We start from the raw sequence: 18975 nt of genomic DNA on the forward strand, positions 1-18975 counted from the left end.
ATCCGGCTGCCCGGATGTCAACCTCATGTGTTTGATAAATTGCGTTCTTCAGATTATCCGGTAGATCGCCTATTTCCATCTGGGCAGTGATCTAGTGCTCCAAATCCTTGAAATTCGTTACCAGATATCCCGCTGCAATATCTCCATAATATCTGGGGGCGTTGTATGCTAAGCTTTTCCCGAAAAACGCGCGATAACCTTGAGTAAGCTGCTCCAGCTTCTTTTCCTGTCCTGTTGAAAAATAACTGTCAGTCATCCCCAGCGGAATCAGTATGTGCCCAGTTACATAATCCTGATAATTCATACCTGTAACTTGTTCGATAATCATTGCTAAAATATCATAATTAACAGTTGCATACTGATATTCAGTCCCCGGATTTGTATCTAGCGCAATATTAGAAATCTTATGTATGGTTGTTCCAAGCATTTCTTCCGTTGTACCTTCAGGAATTAACCTGATGCTCCATGACGGTATACCGCTTGTATGAGCCAATAGTTGTCTAATAGAAATCTCAGTTTTCTCCCCCTTGTAATCTGGAGCAAACCAGAGAAGATAATCTGAAATATAATCGGAATAAGCTAAGCTCCCTCTTCTTGTAGCAAAATAACAGCTAGAGCCGTAAACGCTTTGGTGGTCGAGCCCAATTCGAAAAGTGTTTCCTCAGTGACCGGCTTTTCTTGTTCCACATCGGCGTAGCCGTACACCCTAAATTCTGTCTCGCCCTGTTTGGATGATACGATGGCAACGCCTGGAGTCGCTGTTTTGCTCATAATGGTTTTCACCATGTTTTGCTCAATAGCATAATTTCCCGATCCAAATAAATTTCCAATCGAATGCCAACATGCAGTAGTAGCGATGAGCACGATCAGCAGGACTGCACTTACTGTTACAATAGTTTCCTTTCTCCTAGTACTCTTCTGCATTGTCGTTCTCCTTTGAATTCGTATATCAAATTCAAAATCCCTAAGTCACTATGCTGTTCTTAATTTAGACGTTCATTCCATCCCGTTCCCTGCGAATATATACCTTGCTTCCAAATAAAAAACTCCTGCCAAATTATTAGCAGAAGTTTCATTAAAAGATTGATTCACACGGACATCTCATCAATGGCTAGAAGTTACTGCCTTTTTATCTTCCTTCTCGACAAAGTTTCCATGTTAATCTTGCACTTAATAGCCCATTATCAGGTAGCTGTTTAATTATCATCGTGTCTTGCACATTTAAAGAAACAACAAAAGTATATGTCTTTGAAGGTGCAAAAACTACAATGAAACTCTGGGGATGATTATTCATATGACTCGACGGATAATTCTTAGATAAAGACTCTCCAGTCGATAAGGGAATAGCACTATTAAAGGATATTCTAGAGAAAGATGATCACGACTGTAGCGGATTGCGGAGTTTTGTTAAAGATGTTCATTTATAAACGTTAATTAAGTCTGAGTTCTTAATGAAATATATTTTTATCAAAATATGATAAACAAGCGGCAGAAATGACAACCACCGCTTGTTTGTGTGTTAGATATTAGTGAACCTTGGCAGCAATATAAACCGTAGAACTGTTATAAAAATTATAGTAGATACCATTGCTCCAGATAAAATTACTTGGATCAGTAATTCCAGTATTTTGTGATGGATTTGGACCGTGTTTTTCAGACCAGGTTCCTGTGCTATTTTGAAGCATAAAATGATAATCAACATTATCTCCACCAAAACCATACTGGTCAGGAAGTCAACTTTACCATTACCATTGGTATCAATCCAACCAATTCTTAAAGCTATTCGATGTTCATCGGCGTTAACGGCCGCAGTTCTGCTACTTAGTATTCGCCAGCCAGGTATAAAATATAATGAATTTGTATTTCCATCTTGGACTACCAGGTTAGCAACATAATTCACATTCGTAAAATATTGTGAATCTGCTTTGAAACGCCATCTCCATCGCCAGGATTCATTTTCCATGGGGCTTTGGTAGCATAACCATAGCAGTTAACTGCAGAACTATTAACAGCCGAATAGGGCCATGCATGACCATAATCGGATGCCAAGGTGGCAAAAGATTCGTTTGGGAGTTCAAAAGTGGGAGTTAGTAAGTCCGGTTGAATTAATACGTCTCGGATAGTTGTGGATTCTGTTGGAAATACTAAACTTGATGTTTTTTTGAGTTCACCAGAGGTAGTAACATTGCCAAGGGAGTCAACGATAATTGTATCCTCTCCCTGCCATTCACCGACCCAAGTCTTATCTGCCCCAGATGTTTGCACCTGTCTCAATGTACTATTATCAATTGGAGCTGCCAAAACTACCGAAGAGAGAGAAAGACTCACAATTAATGCAAATGAAAATGCATACAAGGATAATTTTTTTATTAATACCAATCCCTTCATTTTTGATATAAGAACTTTACCATAAATTACTAATATAATTCATGAAAAATGTCACTATATAAGCTGAACTTAACAATGATGGCGAGCTCGTGAGCGAACCTCTTACGGAGCTTCACTGATGCAGTAAGTAAGATTTAAAGCCGCTTTGAAACTAAGTTAGACCAAACTAAACCAGTAAGCGTAATTGAAAATTAAATCAACTATTAAAATATTTTTAGGTTGATTAATATAAAATGTGCAATTGCACATAAATCTGCCCCAGTTATCATTAATGGTGATACGGTGTTATTGATCTGGGATTATATTAAATGAAGAAATTACGGAGGTAAGGAGAATGAGTAACATGAAAAGGTATGTACTATTATTATTTATGATATGTCTAGTTTGATCCGACGCCTATCTTTGCATCCACGTCCAGTCCAAAGTTTGTGAAAGTATCGTTTCTATCGAATCATGGTCTTATATTAAAGGATGACGAAAGCTTCGGACCCTTGGGGGATGAATGACATAGGACAACTAGGCGACGACGTTTCGCTCTTCGCCTGTACAAGTGCAAGGGCTTTCGAGAAGTAAATGAATTTTAACAGGATATGATTTTTCTGCAGTACTTGCCGAAGACGGGGATGTGTATACATGTGCAACGAACGATCAGGGCCAATTGGGGACATCCAGAAATACTAAGTTTGAAAAAACTGCTCTCGCCATCTGAGGCCACTGAAAAATGTATCAAAAAAAACGACGCCTATTCGGTCCCTCCGAATGGTCGTCGTTTTTTCTCACCTAATTCTTCGACTTTTATCTACCCCATAAGTTTCAATATTCGTTTTAAACTAACAGTGAATATCGCCATAGCTCCCTGAATTCCCATGCCAACTGAACCCGAGGAGATGCAACATCGTACCCGTGTCTGTGATTGATTCGCTATTTTCGGCTCCAATTTTGTAGCATTCTTTAATTTTGGCTTTAAAGGCTTCTCTTTCCTGAAACGCAGCTTGCTTTACATGTTCGTTGCTCTTTCACCCTTTGCCTTACATCTAAAATAATACCCGATGGAATCGACCGGACCTTTAACCGTATGATAGGCTGCGAATGGTTGAAGGCATTCCACATCAAATTCTGGATTAATCCCTAGGGTATCAATTCTTGTCTCATTTCCTTCTATTTCGTATACATCTAATCCAGTCTCTTCTTTAACCTCTCTGATCAGGGCTTGGATCAACGACTCAAAGGGTTCAATTCTCCCCCCGGGAAGTTCGAACTTAAAGGAGGTATCTGTTTTCATTCTTCTTTGTATGACGATCTCAGGTTCTCCATCATTGAATCGTTCAATGAATGCTCTTGAATTAACGTAGAACATCGAACCCACCCTTTCTTAGATATGTGACACCCACGGCATAACGAATCTTTGCGATTCTTAATATTTCATTAGCTGCCAAACTTTGCTTCCCATTGCTCTAACCAAGCTTTATAACTCATAGAATGCACTTCTTCTAATGTTCTTCCATCTAATGACCATACGCCGCCATCCATGGCCTGATCGATTACTGGATAAGAATGTCCGCCTACTGCCTGGTTATCCACGACATAGATCCAAATTGCGGTTTTCCCTTTAGATTTAACAATATTCTCCGGTTTGGCGCTTGTGGATTTCCAGTTATCCAATGGATGGTTTGTTACTATGAACTTCTGTACGTTAACCTCTTTGTCCAGATAAACACTGGGATCTTCGGTTTGCAGCCCCCAGTAATTGGAATATGGTAAATTCATTAACTTTTCTTTTGTTAAGGTGTAGACTTCACTGGAGCCTTCATACGAAGAGACCTTGTAACCCTTAGATTCCAAATAATCTTTTGCCGCAGTAGCATTGTGGTCTAATGTTGTGGCATTATGCGAAGCGGAACAGCCCGTTAAACTGAATAGAAGCGTCATTAATGTTAAGACAATTCTGACCAAACCGTCCCCTCCTCCATTGTTTTCTCGCTCTTATTGGGAACCATTACTCATTGACTATAACGAAATGAATTCAGCTTTTGTTACACGTACGCAGATATATATGGAGTAGTTGTTCATGGTTTGGGAGGATTATCGTATGTAAGAGGAAATACCGATTGGAATTCACTGGCGCATTGTTCTATAATATCTGCGGTTATAATCACAGCTGTGTAATTTTGTATGTCGGGACACCCAATTATAACCGCCGATTTTAATCTGCCTTACCCGGCGATCTTACTCTTATACCTTCTCCTTAATCGGAAACAATAAATCAAGCTGTAAATCGTCCATTTTACCGCCATTTTGTACGTAATTATAAAAATTCAATGTTTCCTCAAATCCTTGCCCTGCAACCGTTTCAAGCGATGCCCAGCGCGGAGAATCCCAATCATTATCATATTTATTGCTTGCGTTAACCCATTCTTTTAATAAACGCCAGTCCTCGAAGTCCCATGCCCTGAGCACATGTGCGGCATATAACCCGCCGTCAAACGTACGTTTGACTAAAGGCGCGGGAACCTCTGTGTCGCCCGGAATGGATACCCACACCTCATATACATGGGAGGGTTCTCCGATTCCTGCTGCCCCTTTAGAGCAGTCAAAACCAAAACTCCGGGCATCGGGTTTAATTGTTAGCAATCCGCTTTCTGTTACAAATTGCGTGATCATATCCAGCGCTTTGCCTTCGCAGCCTTCTCCCGTTGCATAAGCAGCAGCCACAGTCATGGGCGGCAGATAGACAATCCGCACATCTTTGTCCGCCAGCTTGTTTAAATTTTCATTTGCCTTGTTTAATTCTTCCATTGACTTTTCCTCCTTGAAGTTGATTTTCGAGACAGTCAAGGAATCCACAACCTCCAGTAAACTTGCGTCGTCAGGCAGTGCGAATTTCGCACCTCTGAGATTCAGATATTCGACAAAGGCTTTGATAACACTGCGAATGGTGGAGAGCGCGGTGATCTCGTCCTCAATATCCGCAAGGTTACGCTCAAAAGCTTCGATTGCAACACGCGCTTCCGCGCTTTGCAGAATTTCGGCAATCTGTCTGAGCGGAATCCGCAGTTTACGCAGAACGATAATCTGACGCAGACGTGTGATGGCTTCGGCATCATAAGCGCGGTAAGCGGAATCTTCCTTTTTCGCAGGCGTAATCAACCCGATTTGCTCGTAATACCTAAGGGTACGGGTGGAGACTGAAAAGTGCTTTGACACCTGACTGATGGTTTGCAGTTCGATGACTATCCCTCCTTCTGAGAGTAAATATACAGGTTTACGCGACGTTAGAGTCAAGAGACCTGGTACCGGAAGCTTATGTAATTATCCTTAAGTATTACGATGTTACTCTACCTTCATCCATAGAGCATTCTGCCGGTCATCTGGACTTGATAAAACCATCATCCCAGATGGATGACCTTCAGGAATTAAGGTTTTTCAAAACATCCTTTCCCGTATTCGCTTCTTCAATAGAGACTGAACCAATGAATTTATCAAAATTTTCATTCATTTCGAAATATGCTTTTGAACCAAAAATTAATGGATTGGACTCATTGTATTCGACTCAGGCATGACATGATATGACCCTCCCATCCCTTCAATAACTGTACGCAAAGGTACATAGGTCACTCCATCAATGACTTTAGCTTCCCCTTTAATGGCAGCCCCGTTTACCCTTAAAGAGTATGCTGCAGTGGCTGCATAGACCGTAATGGATAGACATACCACTGAAAACATGATAAGAAAACTAGACACAATAAACTTTTTGTTCACTATTGGCACACTCCCTGACCGACTTGCTTCTCATAATCTTTTTAATATTCGACAATATCCCCTTCTGCCCTTCCAAAAGAACTTCCCTCATGTGATTTTTTTCCAATAAAAGAACCGAAGCTTTATTTTCACCCCGGTTTCCATTACTAACGTATTATATTCCTTCGTAAACAGAATCTTTGTCACTAAAGACATCGATCATCATTAAAGCTCCTATTTTATAGCCTTGGATAAAAGATAACGCTGAATGCAACGAGCTTGAGTCACTCTGTAAATCATATAGCATTTCGACTAGGTCAAAATCTTCTTCGGATAACCTCGCTTTTAGCATTTGTAATATCTTCATGACATTTTAGTTGAGGTAAAAAAGATTTATCGCCTCATAATACAGTAATATTATTTTTTTACTTTTATTCCTTTATTTTCTATGTAATTTATTGTAAGATATTAAGAGGATGCGCATCCAAAAAAATTTTGGAGCTGATAACTTGAAATACTTAATGAAATCTTTATCTATTTTTCTACTAGTATTTACTCTAATGAATACTTCAATAGTTTTTGGTTCTGATAGCACTAATCACGAAATCAATCTTAATGCCAAATCCTATACTGCTGATGTTCTGGGGGAAAATCCAAGCCACGATACCTTAAAAAATTCGGAAGTCGTCTTAAGCAATATTCAACTTTCTCAAACCAACGTTTCAGTAGTAGGTGATGTTTATTCAAACGGTGTTACTAAGTCGTCTTTTAACTTAACCGGAAAATTAACAAGATCGGAATACCCAGGGAAATTGGTCGGAGATTTAATTGATACAGATAATAACTATGAAGTTATTTATTTGGGAATAGAAAAAAGACCTGAGGAAAATATTGGATTTTTTGATGATAGTAACGGGAAAACAACATTAAAAATATACCTCCTTGAAAAAGGCACAAAAAACTTAACAGTATATGAAGATTCGGACATAACACAAAGAATAGATGTAGAGGCTTTATTCAACGATAGCAAGAATTATGAACTTGCTAAACATGAAAATGAATTTTGGTATGGTAAGGTTTTTAAACCTGCTTCTGCAAAAACCTCTACAGGTTTCTCAACTCTTGCCTTAGCAAGTGGTCATTCAGATGTCACTCATACACTTTCCTATAATATTGGTGGTTTAATTATATATGAAGACATCACTTTAAGAGCATATATTGAGGGTCCAACTGCACTTGATAATTCTGGTGGAACTTTCACTACAAAATTTTATGTTTTATCAGAAAGTACACATTCAACAGACTATCCTAGTGCGAACTCAAGTCAAACAAATTTCACAATAGGATCTGCTACACCCACCAAAATCGAAGCATATACAGAACCGGGAGATTACTTTAGATATGTTCAATGGGATGGAAGTTACTATCAAAGTGGTAGTTTGAATTTCACAGTGAAAGTTTCTTATAAGATTCCTGGAACATGGGTTTCATTTAGTACAGGTTATACAAATGCAGAAACTTTTCCAAGCAAATCCTTAAAAACCTTTGATAACAGTGGTACCAATAAAGCAAGAATAGCAGATGTAGAATACGCGACTGGTATGCAATTAAAAGATGTTGGAAACACCTTTGATACAATTTTTGCAGTAGGACATTATAATACTAATACAACAAAGAATCTAAACATAAGATGGTCATATGATGTATTTAATTCACAAAATTATTTAGCGTTTGGAGCACAAACTAAAAGCATGTACTTTTCATATACTTCCAAGTAAGATATTTACAAATAGAAACAGAGTGGAGCTTTTCTTTTTCACTCTGTTTCATTACAGTGATTACTCATTTTTCCAAAGACTTTCAAAATCAATATCCTGAAGAGGTGGTTTAATGTTTTTCTTATTCATCTTGATTTTTCTTTTATTTTCGATAATTTTCATTATCAAGGATGAACGGAAGGAAATAATTAAAAATATTTCTTTGTTAACTACTATTTTACCTTTGATATTAGCAATTTTGTTATTAATCTCAGCTACCTATGACTCCGGTGTAGTAGGTTTTTTATACTTGGGAATATTCGATGTTAAAATATCGAGTGTTTCAGTGATAATTAAAACTTTTGCAAGTGTCTCATTGATATCACTACTGCTTTATTTTTACTCGCTCATTAAGCAAAAATAAATTCCGTCAACGTCCCGCCAAAGTAAGAGTGAATTAACATCTGAAAACTATATACAAATTGTTAAGAAAACAGGCTGTTATCGCGCTTGGCGATTTACCATCAAGAACAAAAACAATATGCTTAATGTCTGCAAAAGCCGGCATCTATTTGAATCCTTCAGCTTGCTATCAAAGATCTGCGAGCCGGCAACAGCTCCCGCTTTACGGAAAACTTGCAGCATTTGGTTTTTCAAGGCTACATTCACAATTGTAATATCCAGCTTGGCACAAATACGGCTAAACTAACTGTGACTATCACCCACCATTTTCTAATTGATTGTTCCAAAATAAAAATCCCCTTCGTGTTCTTGTGCACACAAATGCACATATATAATAAAATGAAAAGCACCCTGCTATAGCAAATTCATGAGTGCTTTCATATTATTCGCTGTCTCTTCGAAGGTATCGACTTCCTTCTCCGCACAATTTTGAACCTGTTCTTGAAATCCAGATGACAGGAATTCACTGAACGGTTCTGAGGAAAATACTCTGCAATCTCCCCAATCTTCATTTCGCCGTTACCCGCAAGGAAGATCTGTAGTTCACTTCGGACGGGGTCGAAAATAGCTCTCAAAAATTCAATATCAATATTGTCTTCAATCAGTATCTTGCATTTATCCGGTTCATGCTTGAGTCTCATAACTTCACCGCCTGATTATATTATATGCATCCGTGTGCACAAAAAGGGCCAGACCAGGGTATCCCCCAATCCAGCCCTTTATCCTACCCTGTGTTAAGGCTCAATCCCCCACACCAGTTGGCCATTCATATATCCGGTGACCTGCTCATTGTTAACAAATTGACTGGCGGAGGCCTTGAACGAATAATCGTTAGCCTGGTTGTAATTGGACCAGTCGGTTTTGGAGAAGCGGGTCTGGATCTCCGCGCTCTGGCCGGGGTTTAGCGTTCCAGCCGAACTGGTGAAGCCAATTTCCAGCGCATAATCGGCACCGGTAACCGGGGTTGCCAGCTTCACGAACTTGCTGGTTACGTTCGCGCTTCCGGCACTGGACCAGTCGATCCAGAAGCTCTGATCTTTCTCGCCGTCGATCGTGTAGTAATACCGGAGCTTTACATCACTGAGCTGAACTGCCGAATTGCCGGTATTGACGACTTTGAGTTTGGCCGAAATTCCGTTAGTAGAGGCACTGGTGTTGCCATTAAAAGCCTGGATCGTCAAGCCGCCCGTTGGTAGCGGAACACTGCTATCCGCTACATTTACCGTAAGTACCGCGTTATTTCCTCCGTTAAAATGGAAGGTGATCGCATTCTGGCCGAGCGGCAGCGTGGAGAGATAGGATTTCTTCAGGACGACTGTTGCGCCTGATGCCGTATAATCCTGGCCCGATACAAGCGTGTTGCTTCCATTCGTCAGGTTTGCAAGCTGATGTCCGTTTAAGGTAAGGGCTACGGAAATATCCTGCGCTTGGGCCGTTGCTTTATCAAAGGCCGCGCTCACAGGTGCAATAGATGCACTCGGTGTGGTATCGACAATTGTAACTTTCAATACGGGATCTTGTCCCTGATTGAAATCAAAGACAATCGAATGCTCGCCAACCGGGAGCGTTGCCAGGAATGACTTTTTCAGCAGCAGCGTATTTCCGCTTACAGTATAATCCTGCGTCGCGGTCAAGGCATTGCCCCCAGTCCGGAGGGCAGTTAACGTATTACCGTTAGCATTCACGGTTACGGCTTTGTCGCTTTGACCCGTTGCATACTTGTCAAATTCGATACTTGCAGGTGTAATGGACGCGCTTGGAGTTGGATCATCAATTGTTAAATCGGGCAGCTCATCCAGCGTAATCACATAATTGCTCTGATATAGCGTGGTCAGTGTAGCCGGATAATTAAAGGCAGAACTCATGAGATGCTCGCCATACCACGGCAGGAAATAGAGCCAGCCCGACTTCTCCTCGGTCAGATTCTGTACGCTTGGGACAGTATCGTTCTCGGTCATGGCTACCATTTTCTTGCCGCCGGTTAGATCCACCAGCTGATAGAAAATCGAGGTAATCGCATCCTCATTGGGCACGCCGGACAAACCGTCATAGCGGTTGTAGACGGTATTGTATTTATCGTAGCCTACAATATCCACCTGATCGTCACCGGGATACCAGGCGGGAGAAGTACTGTAAACATAGCTGTTATACGTCCAGATCAGGTTGTGCAGGTCATAGGTTTCTGTAAGTTCGGTATATAGCTGATCCCACAGCTGCTTATATACCTCTGCGCCTGCTGATGCCCACCAGAACCACGCGCCTTGCCCGTTCAACCCGCCGTTACCTTCGGCCTCGTGATAGGGTCTGAAAATAACCGGCACGTTGTTATCCTGCAGAATCTGCAGCTGCTCCGCCAAATCGGCTATGGCCAGCTGTACGTATTGGTACTCTTTCGTCCCGGGAATGACTGCATTGGTTGTATTAAAATTAGTTTCCGTCGGCTTGTAGGTAGCTTCCTTCCAATCCACAAATTCCCCCAGCTGATAGGCGGTGAAATCCCGGGGAACAGTGAGATGCCAGCTGTTAGTCGCAATCCCGCCCCGGTTGTTCACCCAGTCGATCATCCGCGCGGTTGTACCGTCCTCCCAGCCGTATAGCGGATTATAGTTCATCAGATCGAACCCGCGGATGGCCGGATACTTGCCGGTTAAATTGTGAATCCAGTCGAACTCCAGCTCGGAATTCCCGTCATTGCCTCCCCCGTAAATCTCCTGCTGGCCGGAGATCATATGGTTGCCGTAGACCTCTGTCAGATAATTCATCAGCAGCTGAGTTTCCGGTGTAGCTTGAGCATCACTGAGAACAGGCTGCACATCCAGGGGATCCAGATCGGCAACATCCACACTGAAGCTGTCAAAATAAGCGAAGCCCCAGCCCGCCTTCAGCTGGATGGTGTTACTGCCCTGATTCAGCTTGTGATAGCCAAAATCGAAATCCGACCATGTGGTCGTGTAAGGCAGCATATACGAACCTTTCGTAACGCCGTTAACGTTCAACGATTGAAGCCGGCCGTCTGCGCTAAGCTCCTGCATATAACGGGTGGAGATCGTGTACATGCCTGTTTCCGGGACCGTCACATTGAAGGTAATGGTGCCTGAATTCTGCATCCAGACAAAACCGCTCCCGGTGTAGCCGGGCTTAGGTTGTCCGTAAATTTGGGTCGTCACTTGAAGATCGGAGGTGAGCTGAGCATTTTCGCTTTCAATTGTGAAAAGTGCGTTGTCTGCATGAACGGGCGGCGCTGTCATCACTCCAAGCATCAGAGTAAATGCCAGGATCATTGTGCTTGCCTTCTTGAGCAAATTTTTCATTTCCACCTTTCCTCCCCATGATAAAATGGTAAATACTTGATCAATCTATCAAGTCTTGGATGCGCTTTCATAGCAAAGATAACATACATTCCATATTTTGTAAATCGTTGAATATTGAAAATAATGTACCCTGCTGCAGGCGCACTAAAAAACTCCCGCTAATAGATTAGCAGGAGTTTCTATAGAGAGGTTCAACATTAATCATACAAGACTTCAATCATCTGCCTTGTCTTCGCCAGCTGCTCCACCGTTAAATCATGCTGGGCAGAGGCATATACGCTAAAGACAATATCGAGTACAAATAACTGGGCGAATCTCGAGCTAGTTGCCGCACTGCGGAGCTTAGCTTCCGGCGCGCGTGATGTAAATAAAGAGACATCCGCGAGCTGGGCAAGCTTGTTATTTCCGGGGCGGGTGAGACTGATCGTTTTGATCCCCTGCTCCTTGGCCCGTTTCGTTAATTGAATGACCTCTCTCGTCTCACCGCTATACGAAATCCCCCAGAAGACGGCGTTTTCTGATTTCGTAGCCATGGCTGCTGCCAATAAATGACGGTCTGAAATCGCATATACATTTTTGCCGAGCCTAAGCCATTTCTGTGCTGCATCCTCTGCAATGATAAAAGAGGCGCCAATCCCATACACATAAATAACCTCTGCCTGTTGTAACAGGCGCACAGCCTGCTCAATGGATTGCGCGTCCAGCTGGCTGGCCGTATTCTGAAAGGTCAATATGGTATTTGACAGCATTTTATCAATGATAGAATGCACGGTTTCATTCGATTCAACATCAAAGTAGCCCACATAATTCGTGTTCTCTACTTCAGCGGATAAACGGATCTTCAGAGCGGGGAAACCCTCGATACCCACTGACCGGCAAAAACGGACAACCGCCGCACTGCTTGCCTCCGCTTTGGCTGCTAACTCATGTATGGTCATATGCATCACTTCTTTTGCATTGGCAAGAATGAACTCAGCTACTTTTTTTTCTGATTCCGGCAGTTCATTCAATACCAGTTCAATTTGGGAAATCATGCTTCCTGCTGCCAAGTTCTAAACTCCTCTCCTCAGGCTATTCTCCTTATTGTAACAAAATAGAGGGGATTAATCATTAAGTAGCAGCTGTGAAGCTAAAGCGCCTTCCACCTTGTCTGACGTAATCTAGTAGAGGAAGATCCTCTTCTATCACATGACCAATCACATTCACGCCTTCATGTGCCGGCAGGTCCGTTAATGTAATCTGCAGCTCATGTTCATAGCGGCCATACAAATAATTATCGACGGTAACCGTTCCTCTAGGCCGCTTGTTCGTATGCATAGGCGCAATACTGCGGGTCATTACAAAACGTTCCTGATCTGTCCGTGCAGTTTCTGAGCGAACTACATCACGGGCAGCGTCAAGGCGGTTCCGGTGAACCGTATCCCATAGGGCATAAGGCAATTCTTTGATTACCCGCAAAGGAATAATCCCTTCTTCATACCGCTGAAATTGAACCTGAGACCCTTCTGAAAGGGTTAAATCGCCAACGAAAATTTTGTCCACCGCACAATCCTTCTCTAATTCCAGATAAGCTAGAAAAGAAGATTGATTCCTGTGCTTCTCTAAGGTAGGCAAGCTTTGAAATAACGGTTTTCGCTTCAGCCCGTCTCCCGGAATAAAGGCCATTGTCGTAATGCCTTCCGCCTGCAGCCATCTGTTCTTCGCTATAAATGCTTCTTTATCCAGACCTGTCTCCGGGCGGGGATAATAATTATGCCAGGCCTGGGTATTCTCAAGACAAATACGATGCTCTTGTAAGGCAGTTAAAAATTCTGGTGTTAAGGTGCTGGCGTTTAAGGCGATTTTCAGATGTTGTGAGTAGGCTGCAATTTCATCGGCGCTAAAACCAAAATCCATCCGCAAACCTGTAACACCAGCTTCTAATAGAAAGGGAAATGAAAATTTCTCCAATGCTTTTCCGGAAATATCCGCCATCAGGTCCATTCCTAACCGCCGGGCAGCGTTGGCGATCTCCAGCAATTTCTCCTTCAATTGTCCGATGTCATCCTCCGGCATATGAAGGGATGTGAATATTTCCGTACAGCCTGCAGCCTTCATTTGTTCCATATACTTGACATTATCTTCTAACGTGCGGTCCGCCACAAAAATTGAAATTCCGAGCACTGGAATCACCTCATTATTTCAGTTCAAGTTAATCCTGTTCTGCCATAGCCTCTTTGGGTGTGCCGAAGAGATAAGTGGCAATAAATCCGCCAGCGTAAGCTGCAATTAAGCCTATGACGTATTTCAGCCATAATCCATTGGCAATCAAGGGAATTAACGCAACCCCGGAAGGCCCAATGGCAATCGCTCCAACGTTGCCGAATAAGCCAATGACCGCACCGCCAATCCCTCCGCCAATACAAGCTGTAATAAACGGCCGGCCCAGTGGTAAGGTAACCCCGTAAATTAAGGGCTCGCCGATTCCCAGAATACCTACCGGAAGTGCGCCTTTAATCATGTTCGTTAATGATTTATTCTTCTTGCAGCGAATCCATAATGCAATGGAAGCCCCAACCTGACCCGCACCAGCCATAGCCAGCATCGGAAGCAACAGCGTCATCCCTGAATCATTGATCATCTCAATGTGAATCGGCGTCAATACCTGATGCAGTCCTAACATAACAAGCGGAAGGAACGCTGCTCCTAATACGAAGCCTGAGAATGCACCGCCAACCTCTAGCGTCCAGTTGATAGCTCCGATTAAATTGGTGGAAATAAATCCGGCGAATGGCATAATGAAAAATATCGTAATCAGACCCACGACTAGTAAAGCTATTGTAGGCGTAACAATAATATCAACGGCATCCGGAATCACTTTACGCAAATATTTCTCCACGATGGATAGAATCCATACGGCGATTAGAACGCCGATAACCCCACCTTGCCCTGCCGTTAAGGGTGCACCCGTAAATATATTAAAAATGGGCAGGTCAGCTGTAACCCCTGTTAAGAGCGTCACCCCGCCGATCACGCCACCAAGCGCAGGAGTAGCTCCAAATTCTTTAGCTGCATTAATACCGACATAAATCACCAGGTAACTGAAAATTGCGTTTTTGATAACATTTAAGATCGTTACATACTGCTGCCAGGTTGCAGTGTCTAAGTTGCCCGCTGTAATATTGTTAGCTAGAATTGAGCCAATACCCGCAATTAATCCGGCTCCAACGAACGCAGGGATAAGCGGAATGAAAATATTCCCGATCTTCCGTAAAAAGTTTTTGAATGGAGTATCATTCTTCTTTTTAAGCTGCGCCTTCATTTGTGCGCCTTTGGCCTGTAATTGTTCAGCCGAAATTGTACTTTCGCCCGCTGAAGCACTTTCTTCAAGCACGATACCGAACTCTTCTGCTACCTTGGTCACGACCCCAGGTCCGAGAATGACTTGATACGTATCATCATCCACTACACCCAGAACCCCGTCGATTTGCTTCAACTCTGCTTCAGCGATCCGGCTGCGGTCCACAACAGTTACACGAAGACGGGTCATGCAATGGGTATATGAGGATACATTGGAACGGCCACCGATCGCCCCTAGTATTTTGACCGCTAAATCATGATATTTACTCATGTTTGTGCCCCTTTCTTCTTATCGTATTATTGAATCGCCTGACGGACGAAGCCTTGTGATTCTTCGAGCCGTTGCACAGCTTCCTCTTTAGTTAGCCCCGCAAGAATCATCACAATAGCAATTTTCGGTTTCTGATCTGCCTGCTTCAAATAACTCTCTGCTGTTTCAGCATCACAATCTGTCGCATCCATAACAATCCGTTTAGCACGTTCTACAAGCTTTTCATTGGTTAGCTGTACATCCACCATAAGATTTCCATACACTTTGCCCGTACCGATCATCGAAGCTGTAGACAGCATATTGCAGATTAATTTCTGCGAACTACCGGCCTTTAAACGTGTTGACCCGGTCAAAACTTCCGGCCCGTTTACGACTTCTATCGCAATCCTGGCTATTTTACCAATCGCTGAATCCTTGTTGCAGCTTACGGCTACAGTTGGTGTACCTATAGAATTGGCATATTCTAATCCGCCGATAACATATGGAGTGCGTCCGCTGGCGGCAATTCCGACGACAACATCTTTGGCTGTCAGCTTAATATCCTGTAAATCCTGCACCCCTAATTGTTCGTTGTCCTCTGCACCTTCGACCGCCTTGATAAACGCCCTCTCTCCCCCGGCAATTAGCCCGATGACCTCCTCTGGCGTTGTTCCAAAGGTTGGCGGACATTCAACAGCATCCAGTAAGCCGATACGTCCGCTTGTTCCAGCCCCCATATAAATTAAGCGTCCGCCTTGTTTGATCGCCATGGTAATCACTTCTACTGCTTTGGCAATTTGCGGAATCTCTTGTTTAACCGCTTGTGCGACCTTGTGATCTTCTTCATTCATCACTTCCAGAAGTTCAAGAGGAGTTAATTCATCCAGGTTCATTGTTTTCTTATTGCGGGTCTCTGTTGTCAAATGCTCTAACATGATTTCCTCATCATCCTTTTCTGTTTATGAAATCGCTCTCTAAGTGAAGAATAGCATTACTGAAATATTATTTCAACATTAATTTTGTTTAATTGAAATTAAATATCAAAAAGAGATTGGGTACGCAAAAAAGAGCCTGCCCCAAAAGCTACTATTGGCATCAGGGAGGCCTTCATTTTTTGAGTAAGATCAACGTGTGCACTTGAGTGGACGCTCCGCGAACGGACTGTTTAAGCGGAAAGCGAATCTTCAATCTTTTAAAAGCACAAAAAAAGAAACCGCTCCTGTGTAAAATGGAGGCACTACCCAACCATTTCAAATCAAAGGAGAAGTTTCTTACTTTTATACATTCAACAAACCATGGACCAACCCAATTACAAACCACCCAACCGGTACGTATAAGTCTTGCTGTCTTTCTTGCTGCTCGTAAATTCAAATCGCAATTCTGATTTATCATCGCCACTGTCAATGAATTTAATCCCATCATATTTGAATCCCGGCATATCCATAGGGTTAATTCCGAACTCTTTGTAGAGAAGGATCGCCCGGTTAGCTCCGGTATCAATTAACGTCAGCAGGCCTTCTTGTGAAGAGCGGGCAACCAGATAATTCTCGCCTATGGCTTCAATGGCGTAGGTTTGATCCGGGGTACCTGCCAGCTTCGAAACGTTCCAGGTTTGCAGGACCGTTGCATCCGGGGCAATTAACCGGACAATATGACCGTCATTCATAACGGCGTTCCCGGCATACGTCTTCAAGTCCTCAGGAGAGAACTGCCAATAATGCGCTGTAGACTGGCGCAGGATGGCCCCTTTTTTGACAAACAGATTGTATACCGTCAGGTTGACCGAAGGTTCACCGCTGGAATTCTGAATGGTCACCAAATCCGCATCTTCTGAAATCTTCACCGATGTCAGCTGTGTTCCCGCAATATAATAAGGTTCAAGCTTGGCTGTAGAGGCGCCCATAGAGTGAACCACTCCGGCTGCATCCCGCTTATATAAAGTGCCGTCCACCCCGTTTAAGAAATACGCGTCTTTACTGGCCTGGCCGTCGCCGACAAATTCAGGATAGCTAATGAGCGCTTCACGGCTGTCCGCATTCCATTTCAGCGAGCCGCCAATAGCATCATTCACGAACCGCAGAGGGATGTAGAGCTGCTTATTCACCTGCTGGAAGGCTGCGGAATACGTGTTTTGCTTCCCGTTCACCGTTGCAATACGGCTCCCGATCTTCATACTGCCCTTCGTGAACAGATTCCCGATGGTGATCATTTTGGAATGTTCATCATAACTGACCGTTGCCCCCCTGACATAGAGCATGTCCAGCGAGAGCATTACCGTTCCATTCATTAGGGTGGCTCCTCCTGCTGAAGAGGTGATCTGCGAGTTGTTCAAATAGATACGGATAGCCGGTAATTTCGCGGTCTGTGCTGTACTAGTAGCTGCTGCTTCCATAACGGGGGGATGAACAACACCTGTTACAAGAACACTAAGACCAATGATCTGCAGAATTTTTTTGAAAGTAATCATAAAGAGCCCGCCCCTTCCTTTCTCAGAAAATACCATATCTCAAATCATAGCATATAGCGGATAGAATACAAAAATTAAATGGTGAATTGAGAAAAGTCAGGAAAGCGGGACGGGCAGTAAGTATTAGTTATCTCACTTCTTGACGGACACCCGAAGCGCTTGCCTTACGGATCGCATCCATCAGACGATGCACGCGGACCGCCTGGGTGAAATCGGGCAATTCCACCTCTTCCCCGTCAAGCCGCTGCGCCAGTCGGGCATAGAGATGAGCCACATTGTACCCGGGACCGGGAGGCAGATGCCGTACCAGTGAGGTATACATTTCTGGTGTTTCCAGTATCTCTGTCTCACCGGAAGTTCGGACGAGCTGAAGCTTCAGCCGGTCCATCTGAAACATCAGCTGATCCCGTGGGGTGATGACCAGTTCACCCCCGGTTCCGATGATCCGCAGCGTAAATCCGGGGGCACCGCCATTAACGACTTGGGCCGAAATTAGTGCATTCTGTGCCAGCTTGCCGTTAACAAGCACGTGATCCGGTGCAGTTGCGGCCACTGATGCACCAGTCTCCACTACGTGAACTTCAGGGTATTGCGTATCCAGCCTACCGGACACCTCTACAAACGGTGCGACCATATATTCAATCGCATCAAGCACATGCGCTGCCCCGATCGTCAGTTGATCTGCCCCGTTAGCTTCATCCAGCAGATAGACATGCGCCTGGTCCACTGTTCCGTTCGAGGTTGGAAATACAGGCAGGGTAACTATTGTATTCACAGCCAATATTCGGCCAACAGCACCTTCAGCGAGCAAGTCCCTGATATAGCAGACAGTTGGATTGGCCCGGGCCTGTAGGCCCGTCACATGCTTCACTCCCCGTTCTTCCGCAAGTTCCAGCAGCGCTTCCGCCTCCGCAGTAGTCCGGGCCAGCGGCCACTCACTGTATACATGCTTACCGGCATCCAAGGCTTCGCGGAGCAGCAAATCATGTTCGGGCACTTTCACAGCTACCACTACAACATCAATTCCAGGCTGCCCTGCCATCTCTGATGTACTTGTATAATAAGAGCCAATGCCGTGGAGCTCAGCTGCCGCCTGTGCGCTTTCTGCACGCGTGCCGGTCACTGCCTTCACCTCATAATTCTCAAGCGCTGCAAGTGCGGGAATGTGAGCCAATCCACCCCATCCGCCTGCTCCGACGATTCCTGCTCCCCATGATTCTCTTGTCCCCATAGCCATATATTGTTACCTCCACATTTAGCGTT

Annotated in this window: 15 protein-coding genes and 1 pseudogene; 1 reads left to right on the forward strand and 15 read right to left on the reverse strand. The window is 43.7% G+C overall.

The window, feature by feature from the left end; translation table 11 throughout:
• Window positions 1–91: 91 nt before the first annotated feature.
• The 8 genes and pseudogenes from NSU01_RS21255 to NSU01_RS21290 all read right to left on the reverse strand — a co-directional run bounded on the left by NSU01_RS21255 (window position 92) and on the right by NSU01_RS21290 (window position 6147).
• Window positions 92–646, reverse strand: a complete 555-nt coding sequence (locus NSU01_RS21255) for a serine hydrolase domain-containing protein (RefSeq protein WP_083705405.1) — start codon at window positions 644–646, stop codon at window positions 92–94.
• Window positions 580–924 carry a serine hydrolase domain-containing protein gene (locus NSU01_RS21260; RefSeq protein WP_042138245.1) on the reverse strand — a complete coding sequence of 115 codons (345 nt, stop codon included), beginning with the start codon at window positions 922–924 and terminating at the stop codon, window positions 580–582. Before NSU01_RS21260 ends, NSU01_RS21255 begins: the two co-directional genes overlap by 67 nt.
• Window positions 925–1896: 972 nt before the next feature.
• The gene (locus NSU01_RS21265; protein WP_144026022.1) at window positions 1897–2388 is read right to left on the reverse strand and encodes a hypothetical protein; all 492 of its coding nucleotides are present in this window, start codon (window positions 2386–2388) and stop codon (window positions 1897–1899) included.
• 799 nt (window positions 2389–3187) lie between these two features.
• Window positions 3188–3404 (reverse strand): annotated as a pseudogene (locus tag NSU01_RS21270) (IS5/IS1182 family transposase); the annotation flags it as partial.
• Window positions 3386–3745 (reverse strand): NUDIX hydrolase, encoded by a 360-nt coding sequence (locus tag NSU01_RS21275; RefSeq protein ID WP_083705408.1) that lies wholly within the window; start codon window positions 3743–3745, stop codon window positions 3386–3388. The gene NSU01_RS21275 and the pseudogene NSU01_RS21270, both read right to left, overlap by 19 nt.
• Window positions 3746–3813: 68 nt before the next feature.
• On the reverse strand, window positions 3814–4341 hold the full coding sequence (locus tag NSU01_RS21280; RefSeq protein WP_076243214.1) for a hypothetical protein: 528 nt from the start codon (window positions 4339–4341) through the stop codon (window positions 3814–3816).
• A gap of 279 nt (window positions 4342–4620) precedes the next feature.
• A complete protein-coding gene (locus NSU01_RS21285; RefSeq protein ID WP_339302335.1) occupies window positions 4621–5670 on the reverse strand; it encodes a MerR family transcriptional regulator in 1050 nt (349 codons plus the stop codon).
• 240 nt (window positions 5671–5910) lie between these two features.
• On the reverse strand, window positions 5911–6147 hold the full coding sequence (locus NSU01_RS21290; protein WP_144026023.1) for a hypothetical protein: 237 nt from the start codon (window positions 6145–6147) through the stop codon (window positions 5911–5913).
• Window positions 6148–6635: 488 nt separating this feature from the next.
• On the opposite strand from NSU01_RS21290, the gene NSU01_RS21295 reads away from it, so the two are divergent.
• On the forward strand, window positions 6636–7904 hold the full coding sequence (locus tag NSU01_RS21295) for a hypothetical protein (protein WP_144026024.1): 1269 nt from the start codon (window positions 6636–6638) through the stop codon (window positions 7902–7904).
• 1175 nt (window positions 7905–9079) lie between these two features.
• On the opposite strand, the gene NSU01_RS21300 is transcribed toward NSU01_RS21295, so the two are convergent.
• The 7 genes from NSU01_RS21300 to NSU01_RS21330 all read right to left on the reverse strand — a co-directional run bounded on the left by NSU01_RS21300 (window position 9080) and on the right by NSU01_RS21330 (window position 18949).
• Window positions 9080–11656, reverse strand: coding sequence for a glycosyl hydrolase (locus NSU01_RS21300; protein WP_076243218.1), 2577 nt, complete (start codon window positions 11654–11656; stop codon window positions 9080–9082).
• Between the two features lie 197 nt (window positions 11657–11853).
• Window positions 11854–12705, reverse strand: coding sequence for a MurR/RpiR family transcriptional regulator (locus tag NSU01_RS21305; protein ID WP_083705411.1), 852 nt, complete (start codon window positions 12703–12705; stop codon window positions 11854–11856).
• Between the two features lie 61 nt (window positions 12706–12766).
• Window positions 12767–13819: a MupG family TIM beta-alpha barrel fold protein gene (locus NSU01_RS21310; RefSeq protein ID WP_076243219.1), complete on the reverse strand. Its 1053-nt coding sequence runs from the start codon at window positions 13817–13819 to the stop codon at window positions 12767–12769.
• 28 nt (window positions 13820–13847) lie between these two features.
• Complete coding sequence (locus NSU01_RS21315; protein WP_042138260.1) at window positions 13848–15266, reverse strand: PTS transporter subunit EIIC; 1419 nt, start codon at window positions 15264–15266, stop codon at window positions 13848–13850.
• A gap of 26 nt (window positions 15267–15292) precedes the next feature.
• Window positions 15293–16180 (reverse strand): N-acetylmuramic acid 6-phosphate etherase, encoded by an 888-nt coding sequence (gene murQ / locus NSU01_RS21320; protein WP_042138263.1) that lies wholly within the window; start codon window positions 16178–16180, stop codon window positions 15293–15295.
• Window positions 16181–16554: 374 nt separating this feature from the next.
• Window positions 16555–17712, reverse strand: a complete 1158-nt coding sequence (locus NSU01_RS21325; RefSeq protein WP_042138268.1) for a copper amine oxidase N-terminal domain-containing protein — start codon at window positions 17710–17712, stop codon at window positions 16555–16557.
• Between the two features lie 127 nt (window positions 17713–17839).
• Window positions 17840–18949: a Gfo/Idh/MocA family oxidoreductase gene (locus NSU01_RS21330; RefSeq protein WP_052421924.1), complete on the reverse strand. Its 1110-nt coding sequence runs from the start codon at window positions 18947–18949 to the stop codon at window positions 17840–17842.
• Window positions 18950–18975 lie beyond the last annotated feature (26 nt).

It is taken from the genome of Paenibacillus sp. FSL H8-0259 (assembly GCF_037963255.1).
Lineage (GTDB): Bacteria > Bacillota > Bacilli > Paenibacillales > Paenibacillaceae > Paenibacillus_AQ > Paenibacillus_AQ phytohabitans.

Bases quoted from the DNA above. Each gene is read 5' to 3' on its own strand.
- NSU01_RS21260 (WP_042138245.1), bottom strand. From the start codon at position 924: ATGCAGAAGAGTACTAGGAGAAAGGAAACTATTGTAACAGTAAGTGCA.
- NSU01_RS21265 (WP_144026022.1), bottom strand. From the start codon at position 2,388: ATGAAGGGATTGGTATTAATAAAAAAATTATCCTTGTATGCATTTTCA.
- NSU01_RS21275 (WP_083705408.1), bottom strand. From the start codon at position 3,745: ATGTTCTACGTTAATTCAAGAGCATTCATTGAACGATTCAATGATGGA.
- NSU01_RS21300 (WP_076243218.1), bottom strand. From the start codon at position 11,656: ATGAAAAATTTGCTCAAGAAGGCAAGCACAATGATCCTGGCATTTACT.
- NSU01_RS21315 (WP_042138260.1), bottom strand. From the start codon at position 15,266: ATGAGTAAATATCATGATTTAGCGGTCAAAATACTAGGGGCGATCGGT.
- murQ (WP_042138263.1), bottom strand. From the start codon at position 16,180: ATGTTAGAGCATTTGACAACAGAGACCCGCAATAAGAAAACAATGAAC.
- NSU01_RS21325 (WP_042138268.1), bottom strand. From the start codon at position 17,712: ATGATTACTTTCAAAAAAATTCTGCAGATCATTGGTCTTAGTGTTCTT.
- NSU01_RS21330 (WP_052421924.1), bottom strand. From the start codon at position 18,949: ATGGCTATGGGGACAAGAGAATCATGGGGAGCAGGAATCGTCGGAGCA.